The organism is Pseudoalteromonas marina (assembly GCF_000238335.3).
GTDB classification, from domain to species: Bacteria; Pseudomonadota; Gammaproteobacteria; order Enterobacterales; family Alteromonadaceae; genus Pseudoalteromonas; species Pseudoalteromonas marina.
In genome coordinates, this window is sequence record NZ_AHCB03000011.1 from 25,514 (window position 1) to 47,708 (window position 22,195).

The following is a 22,195-nucleotide window of genomic DNA, read 5'->3' on the forward strand; positions in this document are numbered from 1 at the left end:
AAAATGCCATTGTTAGTGGTTATGTTATGGCAATAACAGTGACGTTAAATATAGAGAGCACCATGAAAACAGCATTATCATTACTCGCAACCATGTTGGTTGCCACACTAACAAGCGCCAGCGCAGTTGCCACTCAGTGCAACCTAAATAGCCAGTATTTAAAAGCCGACTACACAATTACCAACACCCACAAAAATAAGCAAAGTAGTCAGGTACTTACACTTTGGCGTAATAACCAGCAAGTCGCACATCAAAGCGATGTTACTACTGAGCTGTGGCAACATTTAGCTAATAAACAAATTCGTCCAATACGTTATTTTAATGCCCAACAACGCGGTATTGAGTATCAGCCATCGGAAGTGCGCGGCGTACAAAATTGGAGTGCTAAAAATCAGCTGGTGGATAATCTCTTAATTAAAAAAATGACCCTTACAAAAACGCAAGGCACAGGCTGTGATGAGGTAAAAAACTACACCTACCAAGAGGGAGAAAATACCTACACACTTGCTTTTTATAGCCAAACCCAGCTTGTTAAATCTTTTAGTGTAAACAACACAAAAAACCAAACAATCACGTTACTAAGCTTAAATAACGTAAGCTACAACAAGCAGCAAGTTACTTCGCAATTTGCACAGTGGGACCGCTTTCAAACGACAGATTACGCCGACATTGGCGATAACGAAAACGACCCGTTTTTAGCAAAAATGATAAACCTAGGTTTTATAGAGCACGGTGCAACAGGGTTTTACAACCAGCAAGGTGAAGCGATTCAAGGTGGGCACCACCACTAGGGTTTAGATGAGTTTTAATATGGTGTAAAACGAGCTTGCTGTGTTGGGGATAAATTTATACTTCAATCAGCAAGCTGTGGTGAGCTACCAATCACCCTGTAAAATAAAGTGCATTTAAAATACTCCAGCCCAAATAAGGCCTCGAATAATCGGCTCTTCTTATAAATAAGCAGCCACCTACAGCAAAATATTTTTAGTTGGCAATAACTTAAGCTATTTGATACTAATAGAAGTCCACTCAATAGGGACGTTTGCAAAAATGCCTCTTAACAAAGCTGTTATATTGGACTTAAATGCGAGCACTTTTAGTTATATGTTTTTTCTGGACTAACTCATTATTCGCCTGCGGTGATGATGAACTAGGTCAACTCGCATCTTTTGCAATAAATGAAGACTATAGCGTAGGTAACGTTACAGGCTATAATGTATATGTGCCTGAAATGTTTAATAATTATTATTTAACGTCATTCACTCTAGTGATAAAAGATACTTTTTTAGGAGACTTAAACTTTACTGAAGCTAATAGTTATAAAGGTTATTACAAAGTTTTTTTTCAAGTTAATCCTGAAGAATTAGATTTACTAAATATAGTACTCGGTTACTCAACAACACAGGACAAAAAAGGAATTGTGATGTGTGGTGAAAGAATACAGTTAAATTTAAAAGAGTTGTTCAGAGCAAATCGGCCAGAAGCGATCATAGCAATACCACCGCCGTTAAAATAAAAATTATGTTTTTTTTGACAATGTCGCTCAGAAAGTTTGAAGTAGCTTGGTTGAGTTTTTTACGGCGCTTTAATTGTTCGCAATGTTTAAACAAAGTTAGGAGTTACTTTTAATGAGAAAGTACGTATTTAGTCTTTTATTTATCTTATTACTAGCCGGGTGTGATTTTGAAGTACCTGGAGCTGATGAAAGGTTTGGTACGCAAAACTTTGTATCTGCTATTTCTCTCATTGAATTACATAAAACTCGCAATGGCGTATATCCAAACACTTTAGCCGAACTGGATTTTTTAGGTGATTGGGATGGTATTTGGTTGTCCGCTGTTAAATATGAAAAAAATGATGACGGCTACAATTTATACCTTGAGAGAGGATGGGCTGGTAAGCCCTCATTAGAGTTTCCTGAGAGATTCAAGCAAGGTTTAGGTATTAAAGAAACCAATATTAAATGGGTAAAAAACTAATTACCAAGGCTGTAACAGTTGTTTATAAGGAGTTTGCATCGAACATGCGCATTATGAATTTTATTGAAAAAGCTAATAAGGTATTACTATTTATTGCTGCGTTAGTTGTAATTTTTGCTATTGGTAAGAGCCTTATTAGTGATCTTTTTAAAAGTGGCTATTCTGCGCCTAAGGTTCAGGTGATTGAACATAGCGCGGCCCTTGATGAAGAACCAAAGTTACAAAAAAATTATATTGGTCAAATCAAAGATGTTCACATTTTAGAAATCACATCTGACAAAATAGTAAATCAAAAACCTTACAGCGCTAATGCTGAGATTATTGTTTCCTCAGCACTGAGTTTGAGTCGTAATGCAGTAAATTTAATGTTTACTAAAGCTGGCGAAAAAAACAAAGTGTTATTCAAAAATAACGTATTAATTGTAGGCTTTTCTCCGGTTCAATTAAAAGAAACCAGTTACCAAAGCGTTCTAAGTAAAAACATCTACTCCGTTGTACGAAACGACACGAATAAAAATGGCTTTTTAAATAGTGATGACCAAAAAGAGTTGTTAGTTTCTGAATACGACGGCTCTGGCTTGAAATCCATTATGGATAATATTGAGGGCTATCAGTTAATTAGTAATAATACGGCCTTAATTTATACCAAGCCGGAGAGTGAAACACTTTATTATATTTTTGATGTACTATCAGGTGAGTTAGTTAAGCTTGATACACGCTTGTAGTTAGTAATTAACTTAAACACAAAACCTAATTGTGCGCTGAAAGGCGTTTTATACGGACATGACAATGCTCAAATCTATTACTGTTACTAAAAAGAATTATACCGACTACGCTGATTTTATAATAAAAAAGTTGTGTGCGCCTAAAGATAATAAAGGTCTAGGGTTTATAAAAAATGTGATTGCATGGTTTGTGCTAACCGTTGTTTTTATGACTTTTTTTCAGGTTGAGTCTGTTCGCCTTTCTGACTTTCATTGGCCAAGTGGATTAATTGTAGCAGTGCCATTTTTAATATTGATTGTTGTATTTTTATACAATAATCATAAGATAAAAAAGCAATCAATCCCCAATGAAAATGGCGTAATGATTGGCAATAAAACAATTGAGTTTCAAGCTGATGGTATTTGCGAAACTAATCATCTAGGACGTTACTTTTATAAATGGCAAGCCGTTGAATCAATAGAAGAAAATAAAGGCGACTTATATATATTTGTAGACAAGCTATTGGCTTTAATAATTCCGGCTAGTGCTTTTACAAGCGAAGCCGAAAAAGAAGAACTAAAAGCTTTAATTAAAGCCTATATCTAGTAATGTATTACTTTATGAATATTTACAAAGCTTTAGCGCTTATTTTAATGCTTATACCTATTTCATCAATGGGAAGTGAAAAACAAGCTAACACTACCGATGAACAACACGATAAGTATCTTGAGCATAGAGCTGCTTGGGAGAAAATGCTAAAAGAGCGCTATGACAATGAGTTAAAGCACAACCCACCAAAACCGCCTTGGATTAAATTTCCAGATTACCACCCAAGCGAAATTTTTTGGAGAATGGGGGAAGGCGAAAGCTACATAAGTGACTACGTCTTTACTTATTTTAAGTACGCTTCTAAAGCTGAAATAAATGCTTATAAGATTAAATATCCAGAACCCGCAGATTGGGGAGGAACATATAAGCGTTTTGAACACTAGCTAAAGTTCGGCTATGTTTTTAGGTAACTTATGTGAGTGTGGTATTTATTAAAAGTGCTATTAACTCATGCTAATAGCACATATCAATTTTTAGACACTACTCTAAATGAGTATCATCAGGCTTTTTAGGTTTATCAGCGAGTTCTGTTAGGCCGTCTTCACAGTCGCCGCTATCGCAGGTATTTAAATCGCTTTGTGCTTGCCTGTCTTGTTGTAATACTTGCTTTAAATCTTCCATACGTTGGCGAACGGCTACGCCGTAGCTGGCATCGTCGCCCCATAGTTCGGCAAGTTGTACAACCGCAGCGCGATCGTGTTCTCTAAACAGCTTACCGGCGCGCTCGGCATCTTGTTTGTTGTTTCCAAGTAGCTCTAGTGCTTCTACGGCTAAATTAATAGCTGAGTCGACGGTTTCGCGGTTAAAGGCATCTACTTTTAAATTAAGCAATTTGTAAGCATGGCGACGGTCTATTGCGCGGGCAACAATTTTTAATTGTGGGTAGTTTTTGTGGGCAAGCTCAATTATTTCAATAGTTTTGTCAGGGTCATCAATGGCAACAACCAGCATTTGTGCGGTATGAGCGCCTGCGGCTTCAAGGAGTTCTTGGCGTGCGGCGTCACCATAAAATACGGTATTACCAAAGCGGCGTAGTAATTCTATTTGGCTGGGGCTGTGATCGAGTACTGTTATTTCGTAGCCTTGGGCGTGTAATAAACGGCCCATAATTTGTCCAAACCGTCCGTAGCCCGCAATAATAACGTGTTTAGCTGTGCTAATTTGCTCTGGCTTGTCGAACTCTGGCGCACTGGTATGGCTGCGCTTTTCGAGTTGTTCGTACATCATTAACAACAGCGGCGCTACTAACATAGATACGGCGACGACCAGGGTCACTAAGCTTGTTTGTTCTGGTGTTAAAATGGCCAGTGTTGTGGTTACGCTTAATAATACAAAGGCAAATTCGCCGCCTTGTGCAAGGGCTAATGCAAATAGTAAGCGCTGTTTTTTACTGATGTTAAAGGTAGTGGCAAGGGCATATAAAATACAGGCTTTTACCACAATAAGTAATGCAACAAGTGCGATAACAGTTGAAAACTCACTAGCCAATAACTCAAAGTTAATAGAGGCACCTACGGTTATAAAAAATAACCCTAAAAGTAGGCCTTTAAAGGGCTCTATATCGGCTTCGAGCTCGTGCCTAAATTCACTTTCGGCAAGGACTACCCCTGCTAAAAACGTTCCTAATGCTGGTGAAAGCCCAATACTTTGCATAACAAGAGCAATAGCCACCACTAAAAATAGCGCAAAAATAGTAAATATTTCACGCATGTGAGTTTTAGCTATGTATCTAAATAATGGGGCTGATACGTATTTACCACCGGCAATAATGGCTGCGATCACGCCTACCGATACAGCAACTTGTTGCCATACTGGCCAGTTGGCAATAATAGAATGGCTGATTTCTTTAGAGCTACTTGGTGGAGCAAAGGCAAGTAATGGCAGCAGTGCCAAAATAGGAATAATGGCTATGTCTTGAAATAATAAAACTGAGAATGCATTTTGGCCGGCTTCGCGCTTTAGCCAACCTTTTTCTTCAAGGCTTTGCAGTACAATAGCGGTTGACGATAACGCGAGCATTAAACCAATAGCGAGTGCGGTTTGCCAAGGCATAGTAAAAAACCAAAAACAAAACGCAAAAATAACGGCGGCGGTTAGCACTACTTGCAGGCCACCGAGTCCTAAAATTGAGTGGCGAAGCTTCCATAAGCGGGAAGGTTGCAGTTCAAGGCCAACTAAAAATAGCATCATCACTACGCCAAATTCGGCGAAATGCATTACATCTGTTTGATCGCCCACTACCCCTAATGCATAGGGGCCAATGAGTATGCCGGCAATTAAGTAACCCAGTACCGAGCCAAGGCCCACTCGCTTGGCGATAGGCACCGCCACAATAGCCGCAGCTAAGTATATTAACGCTATTTCTAACACATGCTTACCTTATTAAAGTTTAGATAATTAGCATGGCTTAGGTGCGTTTAAAATACAATGAGTTACTTAGTAAAATTGCTTTAACTGAATGATAAAATTTATTGCAATGGGCATAAATAAAGCACTTAAATGACCGAATTGCTGTTATTGTAACGTTTAAACAAAACTAAAAATTTTGCCCCTAGGACGAGCTACATTTTATGATTTCGCTAAATAATGTGTTTTTTACACGCCAAGATGGTGGCACAAAACGACAAATAATTAATGATTTATCGTTAACTATTTTACCCGCTGCACACATTGCTTTACTTGGTGATAGTGGCTCGGGCAAAACAACATTATTAAATTTATTAGCCGGTTTACTGTCTCCTGATGCAGGAACTATTACGGTTAATGAGCTAAAAGTTAGTGAATTGACTGCCAGTGAGCTTGCGCTTTATAGGCGTAAAATAGGGATTATTTTTCAGCATTATCAATTACTCAGCCCGTTAAATGTAAAAGACAACATGTGCTTTCAAGCAAGGCTTAATGGGTTATCGCCGAGCGACGATGAAGTAAATACAATCGCTAAAAAGCTAGGCTTAGAAAATAAGCTAACAGCGATGCCTGAACAGCTATCGGGTGGTGAGCAGCAACGAGTAGGAATAGGCCGTGCGCTATTAAATAAGCCCAAGCTACTATTGGCTGATGAACCGACCGGCAACCTTGATGCTGCCCGCTCACTCGATATCGTTACGCTATTAAAAAGCTTGTGTGAAGAAGAGCAAATAATACTAATTATGGTCACTCATAGTCAGCAATTGGCTAATCAATTTACTACGCAACTATTTTTAAAAGATGGCCAAATTAATGGCTGAGCTTAAACTTATATTAAAAACGTATATGCAGTTTTATCGCCGTCATGTAGGGCTGTTATTACTGTTTTTTATTGGTTTTAGTTTAGGTGCGGCGTTACTTACTGCAATACAAGGTTTAAACCTAGAGGCCGGTAAGCGCTATCAACAAACCACAGCACTAATTGCAAACCCCGTAACGCATTTTATACGCCCTGTATTAGGTGAAAACAGGTTGCCCAACAGTATGTGGTCGCGCATTAGGGCCGCTGGTTTTACGCAGGTTCAACCCGTTTTAGAAGGTGTAATGGAAACCGATAAGCAGCAAAAGCTCGCACTTAGAGGTGTCAATTTATTGCAGTGGCTTACACAAAATACCGACAGCTCAGCATCAACAGCAAACAATAGTTACTCCGGTTTTGAACAGCTACTAAATACTGTTTATATCGATCCTAAATTAATGCAGCGGCTAAATTTAAAAAACAGCCGTATTAATATAAAAATGGGCGATGCCACCCGCACTTTAACGGTAAGTGAACTGCAAGGTTTAGGCATGACCATGCTGGTGGACATTAGTCTTGCTGATAAATTACTGCGCGCAAATGGGGTGATAAGTTACTTTGAAGTAAGTGGCTTAAATAACAAACAAGCAGCTAAGTTAAACGCGTTGCTAGGCGAGCAAGCACGCCTTGAAGCTGCGCAAGAACAAGCTTTTGACGCGCTATCGGAGGCGTTTTTCTTTAATTTACAAGCGCTGGCATTGTTGGGTTATGTGGTAGGTGCGTTTTTAAGCTTTAACGCAATTAAACTGGCATACAATGCGCGTGCTCACTTGCAGCAGCAAATGTGGGTGCTGGGTTGTCAAAGGTCTGCGTTAATTAAGGCGTTGGTTATTGAATTAACATTGCTTAGTTTTTTTGCTGCGTTATTAGGTGCGTTATTAGGCGCGGCACTAGCAAACGCCTTGGTTATGGATGTATCGGCGACTCTTCGAGGGCTGTACCAACTAGATAGAAGCTTTGTAGTAAATCTTGATAGCAGCATGATTGCTAGCGGCTTTACACTTAATGTTGTTGTTTTGTTGGGGTTTTTGGCCAGCCAATCGGCTCGATTAAGTACTTTTCTTGCGCGTATTAAATGGCTAATGTTTGCGTTAGCTATTTTTGCAGCTAGCTACTTAGCATTAACTGCAAATACTAAAATAAGTGCCTTATTGCTGTGTGTTTGTGTGCTACTGCTCTTTTTTGTGGTTACGCCCCCGGTAGTTAAAGCCGTATTTAAGCTGCCATGGCCCACACAAAACCCGATTATTCAGTGGTTAAAAGCCGATAGCATAGTGCAATTACCTGCATTATTGAGCTCAGTACTCGCTATTTTAATGGCGATGGGGGCCGCTGTAGGTATGCAAATTATGGTTGGCAGTTTTAGCGACACCTTAGATACACACCTTGAAAAACGCCTAAGCGCCGATTTGTACGTAAGGCCCGATCAAAACATTCAAGCATTAGGAACCAAACTGACTGAACTCCCAGAAGTTGAAAAGGTGGGCGTATATTGGTCAGCTAACAGTGAGCTTAAAACACCTAAAACCACGGTTGCTGTTGATGTTATGGCATTTGGTGCAACGGCCAGTTACAACCAACATCTTACTTTGTTAAACAATAAAGCACCTACATCTACAGCATTTGAAAAAAACAAAAATGGAATTGTGGGTTGCTTAGTGAATGAACCCGCCTTGCTGCAGTACTCGCTTACAGTCGGTGACGTAATAACCCTAAGGCAGCATATTAATACACTAACGTGCCAAGTACGTGCTGCCTATTTTGATTACGGCGAGCAAGGGTTAAATGTGGTAGTCACTACAACAGCACTATTAAATAGCAGCTTAAGTTACACCGAGTATGGTTTATCGCTTTGGCTAAAGCCCAATAGTGACGTTGACGCCATAGCCGAATATATTCAAAAACAGCACCAATTAGATAGCCAACAAGTCATTGCTAATCAGCAGTTTAAGCACTTTGCTAAGCAGTTATTTGGTAAAACTTTTTATGTTACTCAGGCGCTTAATATATTTATTATGCTGATTGCATTATTTGGTATGTGGGTAAGCTTTTTAACCCTAGGGCGGGGGCAATTGCAGCCTATGGCAGTATTACAAACGTTGGGTGTGACTCAACTGCAATTATTGGGTGCAAAAATATTGCAAGCCGCACTTATTATTTTAGCCACCTTGTTATTGGCTATACCTTTGGGGCTTTGCCTTGGGTGGGTATTATTAACTTACGTAATGCCCATTGCCTTTGGTTGGACCATGGCCATGACCGTTAATTGGCTGCAATTAGGTGTTTTTACTGTGCTTATATTTATTTTAGCCTTATTTGTGAGTGCGTTACCGCTAATAAAATTAACGCGAAGCGCAGTTGCCGATAATGTCGCCAAGTTATAGGACTTACATGAATAGACTAAAAGCAGCCGTTATCTTTGTGTTTATTGGCACATTAAGCGCGTGCCAGCCAGAAGTAGAGCAAATAAGTAAAAATAAACCAATGCATAGCGGATTTGCACAGCAATTTGGTGAACCTGTAAATAAACACCAAGGGCTGAGCTTTCCACGCGACCATGGGGCGCATCATCAGCAAGGTATTGAATGGTGGTACGTTACTGCTAATTTAAAGGCAGATAATGGCGACACCTTTGGTGTGCAATGGACTTTATTTAGGCTCTCTGTTGATGATAAAAACACTGCAACTGAAACGTCGCCATGGTGGAACGGGCAGCTTTATTTTGCTCACTTTGCAATACAATCAGATACCCAGCACCATGCGTTTGAAAAGTACGGTCGATCGGGGCAAGTTAATATTACTGCGCAGCCATTTGAGGCTCGCTTAGATGATTGGCAGTTAGCAAGTAAAGAGGCAACATTTTTACCGCTTAACTTAAAGGCGCAGCAGGAAAATTACAGTGCTAATTTGGTGCTGGCTAATAGTCCGCTTGTAAAGCATGGCGAGCGAGGTTATAGCCAAAAAACTCACCAAGGGCATGCCTCTTATTATTACAGCTATCCGTTTTTACAAGCCAAAGGCAACATCACATTTGCAGGTGAAACGTATAAAGTAACCGGAGATGCTTGGTTAGACAGAGAGTGGTCTTCGGCGTTAATTGATCCGAGCCAAAATGGGTGGGACTGGTTTAGCATTCAGGCTGATGATAAAAAGCAGGGTGGCTTGATGGCATTTTGTATTCGTAATGGCCAGCAAAGTTATGATTACTGCAGTGCATCGCACATTACTTCCGATGGACAAGTGCGCGCTATTGCAAATAATGACGTTACCTTACAGGTATTAAAAACATCTGAGCTTACAACCCAAACGGCGCGAACAACGCCAAGTAATAAAACCTACCCTATTAAATGGCAGCTTAATGTTGAGGGATTTGAGCCTATAACCATTGAAGCGCGTAACCCCGATTCACGAAATCAATTGAGTATTCCCTACTGGGAGGGGCGAATTAAAACCCAAGGTGGTTTTAAAGGTAAAGGTTATGCAGAGTTAGTTGGCTATTAATGGGTTATAAAGTTTTAAAAAAGAAATGCACTTAAGCGCATGCTAAGTGCATTTTATTATTTAAAGCTGAGGTGATACACCTGATCTTATTGGTTGTATTTTACAGGGCCGTTCACATTATCAATGATTACATCGCCAGAACCTGCTTCAGTAATAGTCAATGATTTTGCATGATTAACACGAATACTGCCCGAACCATCTTCAATGGTAACGTTTGCATCAACATGCTCAATGGTTAAGTCGCCTGAGTTATCTTCAACGTCTACAGCGCCATTAATATGTTGTATTGCTATGCTGCCCGACCCGTCTTCAACGGTTAATGTACCGCGCACATTATTTACACTCATATCGCCTGATCCATCATCAATATTTGCATTGCCATTCACGTTATTAATAGTAATGCTACCTGAGCCATCGTTAAGCTCTAGGTTGCCGGCAATGCTTTGAAGCGAAATATCGCCCGAGCCATCGTCTATGTTTAGGTTTTTAGCGCCATTGATTGATAAGCTGCCAGAGCCATCTTTTACATCAATATTATTTTTCATGCCGTTAATAGTTATATCGCCCGAGCCATCATCAATATCTAGCTTAAGGTTGTTAGGGACGGTGACCACTAAATTAATGCTTGGCGATTGACCGCTGTAAAAGCTAATTCCATTATTACTTGTATTTTGGGCAACAAGCTTTGCTTTAGTTCCACTTTGATCGAGTGTGAGTTCGTATTCGTCGTCAATATCGGCTGTGTAAATAGTGGCGTCAACATTAATACTGGTTGCTGATGATGAGCCCATTATTTTAAGTGAACCTGCGCCGCTTAATACGTCTAGGTATTCAAGGTTATTGCTAGGTAATGTAAGTTGTTGTGTTTGTTTTACCGATGCAACGCTTGGCGAAATATGAAACACGCAGCCACTTAATAATAAAATACCGCTAATTAGCGAAAGTGGTTTAGCAATGGTAGATACAGTTGATGAGCTCATGGTTAGTCCTTTTAATGTGACGTTATTTGTTAATATAGCAAGACTAGAGCAATAATGGGGCCTAAATTTAAGTGTTTGTTTTATAATGAATTTAGTTTTTTACTAAAAATTAAAAGACTAATTAGTGGTTAAAATTACTAACTATTAATAAAAAGGATGCATAGCGCATCCTTTTTGTTTTAACGACTGGTTTTAATTATACAAATTAAAAGCTGTAAGTAATGTTACCGTATAAAAAGCGGCCATCTAAACTGTAGGGTGTATAGGGTGTGTACGGGAATATTTGGCTAAAGGTAGAGTAACCAATGTTATCGACCGTAGCTTGCGGGTATTGGTCAAATAAGTTATTGGCACCCAGTGCAAATTTCCATTCGTCATTAGGACGATATGCCACTTCTAAATCGGTTATCCATTTAGCGTCTAGGTATTCATCGCGATCGCTTGTTGTGGAAATATCAGCAACTTCACCGTAACGTGTTGCACGTAACGTTGTTTGCCATTCGTTAAAGTTCCACACGGCCGACAGATTCAGTTTGTTGTCTGGTGTGCCTTCTTCAAAACGACCTACTTCACGGCGTGCAAATACAACGTAGTCGTCTCCTAAAGAGTTTAGTTGTTCAGGATTATCGTCAACGTGTGTCACTTCGGTGTCGTTAAAGTTAGCCGCTGCGTTTAAGCGCACATCGCCAAAGTTATCTAACTGAAGTAGGTAAGTTGCAACAATGTCTACGCCTTGCGTGCGCGAGTCGATTGCGTTAGTAAAGTAGCGTACGCTTTCGGTATTTAACTCACCAGCATCCGCTAAAATTTGCTGTACTGCGGCACCGCTTAAATTTTCCGAGAGTACAATACGGTCATCAATATCAATACGGTAGGCATCAACCGTTAAGCTAAAGTTACCTTGGGTGTATACAAAGCCAGCAGTTAAATTAACTGAGTCTTCAGCGTCTAACTGTTTTGCGCCAAGGGCTTGCGCTGCGGGTGCATCTGTTGGGAATAGGCCTACTTCAAACGCTTGGTTGTTTTCAAGTACGGTTGAAATTTGGCGATACGAGCTTTGTGCAAGCGATGGTGCACGGAAACCTGTGCTAATAGCCCCACGTAGCGATAAATTTTCGTTTACGCTGTAACGTGTTGCAAGTTTTGAGGTAAAAGTGTTACCAAAGTCGCTGTAATCTTCGTAGCGGCTTGCTAAAACCATGTTCCAGTTTTCGGTTAGGTAGGTGTCAAACTCAACAAATAGTGCAACGTTATGGCGGCTTTCATCGGTTACGCTTTCTGGACCAAAACCCGAAAGTACCTGTGCGCCACCGGCAGCAATTGGGTTGCCATTGCTATCAAGTGCAGTAATGTAAGAGGCTTCTTCACCCTGTTCTATTTTATAGCTTTCGTGGCGGTATTCAGCACCTAGGGTAAAAAATACGTCGTCAGGTAATCCTAAATCAAGGGTTGTGCTTGCATCACCATTGACTATAAATTGGTCATAAACTAGTGCGCCGTTATCAAATTCGGTGGGGCTGGTGGCACCCAAAGACGTATTTAAGCTATTTACAACGCCCAATGCAAAGTCGTTGCGGCCATAGTTGGTACTTACATCCCATGTCCAGTCGCCCGTTTCACCTTCTAGACCTAGGGCAAATGAGTAGTCTTCAACATCGGTTTCAATTTGCGGTAAAAAGCCATCTGGGTAGAGTGCTAATACGTTACGGCTGTCTTGCGCACGGCGGTAAAAGCCACCTGAGTTACCTTCTCGTTTTGAGTAGCTACCAAATGAATACAGGTTTAGGCTGTTATCTAGCTCGTAACCCATATTGTAAAATAAAGCGTAATCTTCAAGGTCAGCTTTACCAAAACGATGGTTGTAACGGTCAATAGTAAATTCGCGCGGGTCTAGGCTGCCATCGTCAAGGCGGCTATATTGCTCGCGAGGGTCAAAACCAGAGCGTTGTGTTGGGCTGTTATCGCGGTATTCAATCGATACGTTTACAAAGCCGCTGTCTGATAATGCAAATCCAGAGTTAGCGCTAATTGTGCGTGTGGCGCCATCGCTAATTTCGCGGTCATCACCTAGGTTAAATGCAAGGTCGCCGTTTGCATCTGCGTAGGTGCTTTCTAAGTTCGGTGCGCCCGCCATTTGTGTATCGTATTCACCATAGGTTACGCTTACACTGCCGCCTTCAGAGGCATCCTTTAAAACAATATTAATCACCCCAGCAATGGCATCAGAGCCGTATTGCGCTGCAGCGCCATCGCGAAGTACTTCTACGCGCTTAATGGCTGATGTAGGGATCATGTTTAAATCTACCGCAGTAGATCCTCTGCCTACAACACCCGCTAAGTTTAAAAGCGCGCCAGAGTGACGGCGTTTACCATTGATAAGCACTAAAGTGTGATCGGGCGCTAGGCCTCGCAGTACAGCAGGTTTTGCGTGGTCTGTTCCATCACCTAAAGTGGCACTTGGAAAGTTAAAGCTAGGCACTTGGTTGGCAAGAACTTGGCTAATCTCAAGTTGGCCTGTGCTTGCCATGTCGCTGCTAGTAATAATATCTACTGGCACTGAGCTTTCAGCAATACTTCGCAAACTACGGCGAGTACCTGTTACTGAGATTACTTCGATATTCTCTTGTGCCTGAGTATCTTGCTCTGCTGCATTAGCTGTAACAAAAGAGCCGCCAAGAGCAGAGGTTACGGCCAGGCTAAGTGCTAATTTATTGGCTGATAAACGCTTAAAAGTCATTTATGTTCCTTAAGAACGTCGTTGTTTTGGTGAGTTTGAAAAAGGAGCGAATCATATAGAAGCGCTCAACTACGTGCAAAGATAAAAACCATCTATGTTATTCACGTTTTTAATAAGTAAGGCCACTGTTTACGTACGTTACAGACGGTTAGATCGTTACTGTTGTAATCTTGTGGCGAATGGTTGAGAAATCAATAAAAGTAAAAGAGAGATTGAAAAAAAGTGATAGGCATAAAAAAGCCAAGTTAAAAACTTGGCTTAAAAAATACGTTTAAATAAATGCCAAAATAATTACTCAGGCGCTACTTCAAGCGTTGTAAATAAAGCATAACGACCAGAATCTACGCCTTCTTCCTTTACATCAACTTCGGTGGCGGTTTCAATTAAATAGATACCCGGTGCGTTCCATGTTGTTGTAAAGAAGCCGTTTTTATCGGTGGTTACTTTTACTTCGCCACGTTCGTTACGGTAGCGAGTGTCGCCTCTTAAAATATTTACTTCAATACCTTCGCCTGCAGGCTTCCCGTCTTGTAGTAATTGAAAACGCGCTTGCTCGCCTACAAATAAATCGTTTGGATGGGTTGGGCCACTTAGTTCAAGGCCTAAACCTAATAATGCAGGCTTAGATGTACCGTTACGGCTTACAAACGTGTCTACCGTTGAAATCACTTTAGTGGTGCGTACGCCTTGAGCGTTGCTAGGTAATTTAGCGTCTGTTTTTTTGCCAAATACACGTTTGCGTTTACCTTCTTCATCTTTATAAAAGGTCATGTACATTGGCTTTTGTGTCATTGCAATGTGGTAGGTGCCCTGTTCAGTTAAACTAACTGCGGCTGAGCTTTTGCGTTTTAAGTAATAAGCACGAATAGTGTCGCTAACCGGCTCGCCGTTTGGCATAAGCGCCATGAGTAATGTGTCGTCCCATTGAGCGTCTTTCTCTTTTGGCTTAAAGGCTTTATCGGGGGCAAACATTTCGTTAGAAATACTCGCATCAATCATTACATAATGCGCTTTATCGCCAGAAAGTGAGGTGTGTGATGGTAATAACCAACGGCCATGTGCGCTGGCTGATGTAGATACCATCGCCGATAAGCTAAGTGCGCCAATGAATGCTGTTTTTAATAAATTAATTTTCATTTTTCTGTCCTTTAAATTCGAATTATAAATAGCTACTACTTAGCGTTTACGGTAACAAAACTGGTTGAAAACTCTTTTTTACCATCGATGGTAATTTTACCTGGCTTTGTTAAATCGAGTTCGAGGCGTTTGTAATCACGGCCTCCTTCTTCACGAACAACTTCAATATTTAAAAGGTATTTACCAGGTGCTACGGCGTTGCCGTCTAAATCTTTACCTTGCCAATCAATTGTATAAGTACCAGCGCGCTTAGTGGCGCCACTTATACCGTCAAAGTTAATATTGGTTTTACCTGCTTTACGCCACCATTGGCGTAAGTCTTTAAACCACTCGGCTTTTTGAACCCAAAGTGCAAGCGTTGTTACGTGTTTGCGCTCTGGTGTTTCTAGCCACACAGCAACGTACGGTCGATGATAAGGTTGTACGTCAAGGTCGGGTAGGGTGAGTTCAATCTCTAGCTGTGGCGTTTGTGCCTGAACCGTTGTTTGAAATAGTGCGGCAACCATTAATAATGCTGCGCTAAATACAGTACTAACTTTTAACATTAAGACACTCCTTTAATTTGTGGTACCCAGCATAAATAAATAACCAATGGCGTTGCGATGCCTAAAACGGTTATCCATATACCTGCTAAGCGTTTTTTTCTGTTTTGAAACAAAATAATCATGCCGGTGATGGCAAAAATAATCATCAATACCGCTGAGATATCAATTACCCAGCTCCACACTTCACCGGTGTAGCGACCTTTATGTAAATCGCCAATAAGGCTTAAAAAGCCGCCTGTTTGGTAATCGAGGTTTAGCTCGCCAGTTGTAAAGTCAAGCTCAGCGTAAGCAAAACCGGCCGGAAGGGGATAGTCGAGCATGACAAGTGCGTCTTCTTTTTCCCATTCAATACTTTTTACCTTGGTGAGTGAGTATTGTGTAGCTAGATAGGCTTCTATTTCTGGGTAAAGCGAAGGCAGTGTACTTAGCTGTGCGTTGGCTTTAGCTACAAGCTCAGCTGGAATAGTTGCAGTGACGTGCCCGTTACTTTTATCGTTTTTAAGCCAGTCAACATGGTTAAGTACAATACCGCTAACGCAAAATAGAATGAGTAAAAAAAACAAAGCGGTAGAAATATAAATATGTAGGGCACGGCTTGTACTGTACAAAGCTCGCTTATTAATAAACGACATAAATAATTTAATGTAATAAAATTTATTACATGATAATGATTTGCATTACTTATTACAAATTTACTTACGTAACTTTACATTAATATTTTAAATAACCTGAATTCAGGCTAAATAATTTTTAAGCTAGTTAGTGCGTTTAAACGAGGTTTAATGCTTAGGGGGGTGTGAGGGTCTTAAAATAAGGTAAATCATAACCGCAATTTCTATTGCTGCTACAAGGTATACAACCCAATTAGGTGCTGTTGAGTTAAGTAAAAGTATAAAGCCAATAAGCATACCAATAGCGGCAAAGTACTTAGCTTTAGTTGGTACCACTTTATGAGCTTGCCATTGCTGCAAGGTAACACCATAGCGAGGGTGATTAAGTAACCAATTTGCAAGTGCAGGTGATGAGCGAGTAAAACAAGTGAGCGCCAAAATAAAAAATATAGTCGTGGGCATGACCGGAAGCATAATGCCTACAATGCCTAGCGCCACTAAGGTTAAGCCTAGCATTTTTAACCCTACATTTTTATAACAGATAAGTGACGATTTTATATTCATTGACGGCGCTATAGTGAGTGGCGACTAATTTAAAGTGTAGGCCAATTTTACATTTATTATAAAGCTAAAACGCTATTCCAATAAAAAAGGACATACCCAGTATGCCCTTTTTTGTAGACTAAACAGTAGTTATTAAAAATAATAACCAATGTTTATATTAAAGCGTTTTTCTGTTTCGCTGCTGTCACCTGCAATCGATCCACCAACGAAAGGTTGGTTATTAGCATGTACAAAATCAAAGTAGGTAAACAAGCCGCCAGCGGCTACAGAAACACCCGTCACGTTCATCCACGTATCTGCGCTGTTGTCAGATTTATCGTAGATAATCCCGTAATCGTTATAAAATTGTAGGCCTGTCACTGGGCCCCACTCAACTGGCATGCTGTAAGCGATGTTTGCATTGGTCATGGTTGCTTCTGCGGCAATACTGTCGTAAAACGAGTAAGCACCTACGGCCATACGATCAATATTATCTATGTCGTAGTTGTATTCACCATGTTGAAGCTGAAAGTTCCATGCATCAATATTGCTATTTAGGTGCATAGCCCATGCATAATAGTCGCCCGCGCGGTCATTACCGTCATGTAACCCGCCAGATAACGCAGAAAAACCTAACTCGGTTGTGCCGCCGTCATGTTCAAAATGGTAACCGTAACGGCCCGAAAACGTATTGTATTCGCCTATTTGGGTTACAGGTTCTGCGTAAATGCCGTCTTCTGGGGCTCTTACGCCAACTACATCGTATGAATAGCGATCGCTGCGGTTGTCAACGTAGCCATCTACGCCACCAAGCTCATCGTTTTTGAAAAAGCCAAGATCTAATTGCCAGTTATCTGCAATTTTACGTTTAAACATGATGCCTAAATCGTGATCATCTTCTAAACCGATGTAATAGGTGGTGTTAAAAAACCAGTTGTGCGAATTATAAGGCCAGTTACCAAAGGGTACTTTGGTGATACCTGCTTGTACTTGCCAATCGTCTGCAAAATCGTACGCTGCATAAGCATATTTTACTGCGGTCATGTAATCAAAAAAGCGAATTTCTGCGTTAAGAATAACGTCGCCTACATCACCAGAAAAATTAAGTCTAAAAACGTCAAAATCGAAGTCGCCGCCGCGGTCTTCGTTATCGTCATCATACGATGCATAACTAAAGTTAGTTCGAATAGCACCGCCGACCTTTATGCCGCTGCTTTTTTCTTTCGGAGCTTCTGCCACCACAACGTTTTGGTCAGCTTTTTTCTCGATAAGTGCAACTTGCTCTTGGTGTTTTTCGTTAATTTTTTGCTGTTTAGATTTTTCTTCAACTAGTTTTTGTTCAAGCAGCTTCATTTGCTGCTGTAGTTGTTTTAATTGACTTTGAAGCGTATCGATATCGGTGGCGTAAGAAGTACTCGAAACACTACCTAAAATAAATGCGAGCGATAATTTTGAGAGTTTGGTCATATTAGCTGCTTCTTTTCGTTTGGTTAAAAATAAAAACCCAAGATATTAATAACACCTTGGGTTAAGAGCTTAGTACAAAACCATTATATTTTTTATTGTTCGTTTTTTATTCTTTAGGCGCTTGTGTAAGTGCGCCCACTTCAAGCAAAGGAGATGCATCTAATTTATCTGCATCCATCATGGCTGCAATACGCTGCATAGATGAAAGTAATAAAGACTGCTCCCATTCAGCCAGACCAGAAAACTTTTCTATGAAGTGTTCTTGTAATGGTTGAGGGGCTTTAAGTAGTAATTCTTTCCCTTTTTCGGTGAGGTGTAAGCTCACTCGACGTTTATCCATTTGGCTTCGAACGCGTGTGACCAGATCTCTGCTTTCAATTCTGTCGAGAATATTAGTTACGGTCGCTGGGCTTAAATTTACATTTTGTGCAATGCGGCTAGCAGTGATGCCATCAGTTTGAGACACTTCGTGCATTATAAGCAGTTGTGGGCCAGTTAAGCCGGCTGTTTTATTAAGTTGCTTTGAGTGTAAATCAATCGCTCGGATCACTTTACGTAAAGATACCAATAACTCGTCATATTTTTGCATGTGTTTATCTCGTCGAAAAGCGATGCTTTGCCATAATCGCGAAATGTTACACATCAAATAAATTGAATTCAAATTAAAAATTTAATTTTTTACTGCTGTTACTCGTTTTTATTAATTAGAGTAGAAACTAATTTACCTTAAAGCAACACCCCTTTAGTTAAGGTTTTTTATAGGTGGGAGTGCTTCGTTAAGCATTTTAGCTACGTTTGAACTATTAAATACACGGCTCAAATTGCTTTTTTACGATTCATTTTATGCGTTTAGTGTGTAATTAATTAAAGTGTAGATTAAGTAAGTGCATGATATACAACTATCAATATGCTCACAATGATTGTCTGAATAAGCAAAAACTTATTTGCTTGGTTTATACTTTACGTTATATGTAAGAGTATTGAACGTTGTGATTATTAATATTAAAGGGAAAGGCATGAAATTATCGCCATCAGTGAGCATTGAACACACCGAAACCGGTCTTGAATTTATTAATATTGAAAGTGATTTGTGCGATGCAAAAATATTTTTGCAAGGTGGCCAAATTACGCAATTTACACCTAAGGGCAAGCAACCTCTTATTTGGGTGTCGGGCAATGAAACTTTCTCAGAAGGCATGAGTATTCGCGGTGGTATTCCTATTTGTTGGCCTTGGTTTGGGACACATGCTAACGGTGGTTGGCCCGCACACGGTTTTGCCCGAACCAGCTTGTGGCAAGCTGATGAGGTTAATGAAACTGAGGAATGTATTACGGTGAGTTTAAAGTTACCCATGAAGTTGGTGAACACTGAATATTGGCCGCATCAGTCGGCATTGAAGGTGGAATTTGTTTTAAGTGATTCGCTTGAGGTGAGATTAACCACAACAAACTTAGGCGATACGGCGTTTAGCTATACACAAGCGTTGCATACATATTTTCCAACGTCAGATATTACTAATACACACGTTGACGGCTTACAAGGCGCGCAATATATTGAATTTGCTGAAGGACCTTTTACGCAACAAGCGGTTGTTGGATTTGAACGTGAAACCGATATGGTTTACACCCAAGCCACACCTATTCAATACATAAATACGCCCGAAGGCGTTATTAAAGTTGGGCGAGCAAACTCTAGTTCGTGTGTGCTTTGGAATCCGTGGATTGAAAAATCAAAGCGCTTGTCTAATTTTGCTGACGATGAATACAAAACCATGTTATGCCTAGAAGCCGCCAATGTATTAGATGATGCTGTTACTCTTGCACCACAGCAAAGCCACACGTTGGTAACATCTATAGAATGGGCATAATAAGATATGCCTAATTAGGCTTTGTGTGTGAATAAAATAATAAAAACAGTATAGGAAATAGTGTGTTTAACAATCAGCAAATAACGGATTTACCACAGCATAAAAACATTGAATTTAAAGCGCTTGCCGATAAAGCATTGCTGCATGCACAGCTTAACTGGTTAGTGTTTTACATTCCTTTTAGCGCAATATTAGCCGCAATTTGTTACTTCAACGAAAATTTTGCGAATAACGCGCAAACGTATTTATTAATTGGTATGCCTATTTTAATTCTCGCTTCTATGCTTTACAGCGTTGCGAGTATTAAATTGCAAGGTGTGGCTATGCGTCAGCACGACATTGCGTTTAAAAAAGGAATTATTTGGCAGCGGGTGACTATTTTACCGCTAGCGCGCGTGCAGCACATTGAAATACACCGTGGCCCCATTGAGCGAAAGCTGGGTTTAGCCAGTTTAAAGCTGTATAGCGCCGGTGGCATGAGTGCCGATTTGCAAGTAAGCGGGCTTACACACACGGATTGTAAAAATATGCGCCAGTTTGTTCAAGATTACCGCCAAGAACAAACGTCTATTCAGGCTGTACCAGCCGATGAGTGATTTTACACCTCATACCACACAAACGGATGCTGGCCAGGTGCAATTGTGGCAAAAAGTATCGCCTTGGGCACTTTTGTATTTTGTTGTCCATTTTGGTGTGCGTTTTGTGCGCGACGGTATATTTAACCTATTACCGCTTGGTTTTGTATTTGTTACACAAGTAGAAAACAAACTCTTCTGGGGGCAAATTGCAGCAGCAGTAGCTGTAAGTGCTTTGCTTTTATACTCGGTTTTATATTACAGAAACTTTAGATTTTGCATTTCAAGCGATAACGAAATACTACTCAATAAAGGCGTTTTTAAAAAAGAACGTTTAACGCTTAAATTTGAGCGAGTACAAAATGTAAATATTGCTGAGCCTTTTTACTTTAAACCAGTAACGCTGGTTAATTGTATTTTTGATGCGGCAGGTAGCGCGGCTCAAGAAGCTGTATTGCCGGGCGTAACCCAAGGTTACGCAGAGCAAATGCGAAAGCAAATATTTGCTTACAAGGCCCAACAGCAACTTGAGCCAGACAGTGAAGTAGAAACAGACGAGGCTACTGAGCAAAGTAGTTTGTTTATTTCTAACAAAGAAATAGCCAAGTTTGGTTTAATGTCAAACATGGCTATTTTAGCGCTAGCCGCCATTGCACCGCTCATAAATGTGGTAGCCGATGTGCTTGAAAAGCAATTAATCACAAAAGTAGAAGGGTTTTATGAGCAAGAACTTGGTCTTGTAGCCAGTGCAGCGTTATTTGCTATATTCACAATGTTTGTACTTGTGGTGCTTATTGCTGTTTTGCTTTCGGTGGGAATGTCGCTGATTCGGTTTTATAATTATCAGCTTTATTTTAAAGGTAAAAAGTTTAAACGCATTGCCGGTTTATTAGAGCGCCACCAGTTATCGATGAGCTTAGACAAAGTGCAGTCGATTGTCATTAAGCAAAATATTATTGCCCGGTTACTTAAGCGCTTTACCGTTGAATTTTTGCAAGCGAGTAGCGGTGGTGCAATGGCGGGTATGGCCGCTAAAAAAAATAAACAAACCTTAGTTTTACCTGTATTAAATAACGAGCAAGTAAACAGCGTATGCCAGTGGATTTACCCGTGGTTTAACAACAGCGCACTGGCATTTAAGCAGGCAGAGCGAGCACTTTGGTATAAAAACTTAGTTTTGTATGCATTGTTACCTAGTCTACTTGTTGCTGTGTTTTGTTATTTTAATGAGTTTAATTACTTTATCAGCTTGGGTGTTCTTGGTGTATTTGCAGGCTTAGTTACCTTGTCGTATCAACGTTATGGTTACTATTTACATGAAGATGATGGCCGATTTTACATGGTTGTACGTAAAGGCATGATTGGCGTACATTACCGCGTGTTTGAACTTTATAAAGTACAAAGTGCTAGCAGCGAAAGTACCTATTTAATGCGAAGATCAGGATTGAAAAGCCTGTATATACAACTTGCTCATGGCTTTGCGTTTATGCCATACATAAAAGAGCAAGACGCTGATTTTGTGATTGATTTTACGCTTAAACAGGCTGAGTCAGACACTCGTAGTTGGATGTAATTTCTGCAAACAATAAAGTATGTGCGAAAACACATTTGCACATGCTTTATTACACTTTTTTACTGCAAACTCAGTGAGTTTAATAATACTCTAAGCATTA

21 protein-coding genes are annotated in these 22,195 nt (G+C 40.3%); 12 read left to right on the forward strand and 9 right to left on the reverse strand.

The features are described 5' to 3' along the window. Window positions 1–62: 62 nt before the first annotated feature. The 6 genes from PMAN_RS15505 (at window position 63) to PMAN_RS15530 (ending at window position 3,676) form a co-directional block, all read left to right on the forward strand. Entirely contained in the window at window positions 63–791 is a 729-nt protein-coding gene (locus PMAN_RS15505; RefSeq protein ID WP_010557884.1) for a hypothetical protein, read from the forward strand. Window positions 792–1,084: 293 nt separating this feature from the next. Beyond that, entirely contained in the window at window positions 1,085–1,516 is a 432-nt protein-coding gene (locus tag PMAN_RS15510) for a hypothetical protein (RefSeq protein ID WP_010557885.1), read from the forward strand. Window positions 1,517–1,628: 112 nt separating this feature from the next. Then, window positions 1,629–1,979: a hypothetical protein gene (locus tag PMAN_RS15515; protein WP_008131883.1), complete on the forward strand. Its 351-nt coding sequence runs from the start codon at window positions 1,629–1,631 to the stop codon at window positions 1,977–1,979. Then, a complete protein-coding gene (locus tag PMAN_RS15520; RefSeq protein ID WP_010557886.1) occupies window positions 1,964–2,704 on the forward strand; it encodes a hypothetical protein in 741 nt (246 codons plus the stop codon). The genes PMAN_RS15515 and PMAN_RS15520 overlap by 16 nt, the downstream gene beginning before the upstream one ends. Window positions 2,705–2,762: 58 nt before the next feature. Further along, the gene (locus PMAN_RS15525) at window positions 2,763–3,290 is read left to right on the forward strand and encodes a YcxB family protein (protein WP_010557887.1); all 528 of its coding nucleotides are present in this window, start codon (window positions 2,763–2,765) and stop codon (window positions 3,288–3,290) included. Window positions 3,291–3,304: 14 nt separating this feature from the next. Beyond that, entirely contained in the window at window positions 3,305–3,676 is a 372-nt protein-coding gene (locus tag PMAN_RS15530) for a hypothetical protein (RefSeq protein ID WP_010557888.1), read from the forward strand. Window positions 3,677–3,773: 97 nt separating this feature from the next. On the opposite strand, the gene PMAN_RS15535 is transcribed toward PMAN_RS15530, so the two are convergent. Continuing rightward, entirely contained in the window at window positions 3,774–5,663 is a 1,890-nt protein-coding gene (locus tag PMAN_RS15535; RefSeq protein WP_010557889.1) for a monovalent cation:proton antiporter-2 (CPA2) family protein, read from the reverse strand. Between the two features lie 200 nt (window positions 5,664–5,863). On the opposite strand from PMAN_RS15535, the gene PMAN_RS15540 reads away from it, so the two are divergent. From PMAN_RS15540 to PMAN_RS15550, 3 genes are read left to right on the forward strand one after another with little or no spacing between them, the layout of a single operon-like run. Beyond that, complete coding sequence (locus PMAN_RS15540) at window positions 5,864–6,520, forward strand: ABC transporter ATP-binding protein (protein WP_010557890.1); 657 nt, start codon at window positions 5,864–5,866, stop codon at window positions 6,518–6,520. Further along, window positions 6,513–8,942: an FtsX-like permease family protein gene (locus PMAN_RS15545; RefSeq protein WP_010557891.1), complete on the forward strand. Its 2,430-nt coding sequence runs from the start codon at window positions 6,513–6,515 to the stop codon at window positions 8,940–8,942. Before PMAN_RS15540 ends, PMAN_RS15545 begins: the two co-directional genes overlap by 8 nt. Before the next feature lie 7 nt (window positions 8,943–8,949). Further along, complete coding sequence (locus PMAN_RS15550; protein WP_010557892.1) at window positions 8,950–10,059, forward strand: lipocalin-like domain-containing protein; 1,110 nt, start codon at window positions 8,950–8,952, stop codon at window positions 10,057–10,059. A gap of 86 nt (window positions 10,060–10,145) precedes the next feature. On the opposite strand, the gene PMAN_RS15555 is transcribed toward PMAN_RS15550, so the two are convergent. The 8 genes from PMAN_RS15555 to PMAN_RS15590 form a co-directional block, all read right to left on the reverse strand. Next, the gene (locus PMAN_RS15555) at window positions 10,146–11,039 is read right to left on the reverse strand and encodes a DUF4097 family beta strand repeat-containing protein (protein WP_010557893.1); all 894 of its coding nucleotides are present in this window, start codon (window positions 11,037–11,039) and stop codon (window positions 10,146–10,148) included. 205 nt (window positions 11,040–11,244) lie between these two features. Next, window positions 11,245–13,776: a TonB-dependent receptor plug domain-containing protein gene (locus tag PMAN_RS15560; RefSeq protein WP_010557894.1), complete on the reverse strand. Its 2,532-nt coding sequence runs from the start codon at window positions 13,774–13,776 to the stop codon at window positions 11,245–11,247. Between the two features lie 291 nt (window positions 13,777–14,067). Next, entirely contained in the window at window positions 14,068–14,913 is an 846-nt protein-coding gene (locus PMAN_RS15565; RefSeq protein ID WP_010557895.1) for a DUF4198 domain-containing protein, read from the reverse strand. A 35-nt stretch (window positions 14,914–14,948) separates the two neighbouring features. Continuing rightward, window positions 14,949–15,458, reverse strand: a complete 510-nt coding sequence (locus PMAN_RS15570) for a DUF2271 domain-containing protein (protein WP_006792520.1) — start codon at window positions 15,456–15,458, stop codon at window positions 14,949–14,951. Continuing rightward, complete coding sequence (locus tag PMAN_RS15575; protein WP_010557896.1) at window positions 15,458–16,090, reverse strand: PepSY-associated TM helix domain-containing protein; 633 nt, start codon at window positions 16,088–16,090, stop codon at window positions 15,458–15,460. Before PMAN_RS15575 ends, PMAN_RS15570 begins: the two co-directional genes overlap by 1 nt. Before the next feature lie 147 nt (window positions 16,091–16,237). After that, window positions 16,238–16,633: a YbaN family protein gene (locus tag PMAN_RS15580; RefSeq protein WP_010557897.1), complete on the reverse strand. Its 396-nt coding sequence runs from the start codon at window positions 16,631–16,633 to the stop codon at window positions 16,238–16,240. A 132-nt stretch (window positions 16,634–16,765) separates the two neighbouring features. Next, on the reverse strand, window positions 16,766–18,079 hold the full coding sequence (locus PMAN_RS15585; protein WP_010557898.1) for a porin: 1,314 nt from the start codon (window positions 18,077–18,079) through the stop codon (window positions 16,766–16,768). Between the two features lie 106 nt (window positions 18,080–18,185). Beyond that, complete coding sequence (locus PMAN_RS15590) at window positions 18,186–18,668, reverse strand: MarR family winged helix-turn-helix transcriptional regulator (protein WP_008131907.1); 483 nt, start codon at window positions 18,666–18,668, stop codon at window positions 18,186–18,188. A gap of 427 nt (window positions 18,669–19,095) precedes the next feature. On the opposite strand from PMAN_RS15590, the gene PMAN_RS15595 reads away from it, so the two are divergent. From PMAN_RS15595 to PMAN_RS15605, 3 genes are all read left to right on the forward strand, one after another. Then, complete coding sequence (locus PMAN_RS15595) at window positions 19,096–19,947, forward strand: D-hexose-6-phosphate mutarotase (RefSeq protein WP_033035579.1); 852 nt, start codon at window positions 19,096–19,098, stop codon at window positions 19,945–19,947. Window positions 19,948–20,009: 62 nt separating this feature from the next. Then, complete coding sequence (locus PMAN_RS15600) at window positions 20,010–20,543, forward strand: PH domain-containing protein (RefSeq protein WP_010557900.1); 534 nt, start codon at window positions 20,010–20,012, stop codon at window positions 20,541–20,543. Continuing rightward, window positions 20,536–22,095 carry a PH domain-containing protein gene (locus PMAN_RS15605; protein ID WP_010557901.1) on the forward strand — a complete coding sequence of 520 codons (1,560 nt, stop codon included), beginning with the start codon at window positions 20,536–20,538 and terminating at the stop codon, window positions 22,093–22,095. Before PMAN_RS15600 ends, PMAN_RS15605 begins: the two co-directional genes overlap by 8 nt. Window positions 22,096–22,195 lie beyond the last annotated feature (100 nt).

Coding starts and splice junctions, on each gene's coding strand:
- PMAN_RS15505 (WP_010557884.1), top strand. CDS start 63: ATGAAAACAGCATTATCATTACTCGCAACCATGTTGGTTGCCACACTA.
- PMAN_RS15510 (WP_010557885.1), top strand. CDS start 1,085: ATGCGAGCACTTTTAGTTATATGTTTTTTCTGGACTAACTCATTATTC.
- PMAN_RS15515 (WP_008131883.1), top strand. CDS start 1,629: ATGAGAAAGTACGTATTTAGTCTTTTATTTATCTTATTACTAGCCGGG.
- PMAN_RS15520 (WP_010557886.1), top strand. CDS start 1,964: ATGGGTAAAAAACTAATTACCAAGGCTGTAACAGTTGTTTATAAGGAG.
- PMAN_RS15525 (WP_010557887.1), top strand. CDS start 2,763: ATGACAATGCTCAAATCTATTACTGTTACTAAAAAGAATTATACCGAC.
- PMAN_RS15530 (WP_010557888.1), top strand. CDS start 3,305: ATGAATATTTACAAAGCTTTAGCGCTTATTTTAATGCTTATACCTATT.
- PMAN_RS15540 (WP_010557890.1), top strand. CDS start 5,864: ATGATTTCGCTAAATAATGTGTTTTTTACACGCCAAGATGGTGGCACA.
- PMAN_RS15545 (WP_010557891.1), top strand. CDS start 6,513: ATGGCTGAGCTTAAACTTATATTAAAAACGTATATGCAGTTTTATCGC.
- PMAN_RS15550 (WP_010557892.1), top strand. CDS start 8,950: ATGAATAGACTAAAAGCAGCCGTTATCTTTGTGTTTATTGGCACATTA.
- PMAN_RS15555 (WP_010557893.1), bottom strand. CDS start 11,039: ATGAGCTCATCAACTGTATCTACCATTGCTAAACCACTTTCGCTAATT.
- PMAN_RS15560 (WP_010557894.1), bottom strand. CDS start 13,776: ATGACTTTTAAGCGTTTATCAGCCAATAAATTAGCACTTAGCCTGGCC.
- PMAN_RS15565 (WP_010557895.1), bottom strand. CDS start 14,913: ATGAAAATTAATTTATTAAAAACAGCATTCATTGGCGCACTTAGCTTA.
- PMAN_RS15570 (WP_006792520.1), bottom strand. CDS start 15,458: ATGTTAAAAGTTAGTACTGTATTTAGCGCAGCATTATTAATGGTTGCC.
- PMAN_RS15575 (WP_010557896.1), bottom strand. CDS start 16,090: ATGTCGTTTATTAATAAGCGAGCTTTGTACAGTACAAGCCGTGCCCTA.
- PMAN_RS15580 (WP_010557897.1), bottom strand. CDS start 16,633: ATGAATATAAAATCGTCACTTATCTGTTATAAAAATGTAGGGTTAAAA.
- PMAN_RS15585 (WP_010557898.1), bottom strand. CDS start 18,079: ATGACCAAACTCTCAAAATTATCGCTCGCATTTATTTTAGGTAGTGTT.
- PMAN_RS15590 (WP_008131907.1), bottom strand. CDS start 18,668: ATGCAAAAATATGACGAGTTATTGGTATCTTTACGTAAAGTGATCCGA.
- PMAN_RS15595 (WP_033035579.1), top strand. CDS start 19,096: ATGAAATTATCGCCATCAGTGAGCATTGAACACACCGAAACCGGTCTT.
- PMAN_RS15605 (WP_010557901.1), top strand. CDS start 20,536: ATGAGTGATTTTACACCTCATACCACACAAACGGATGCTGGCCAGGTG.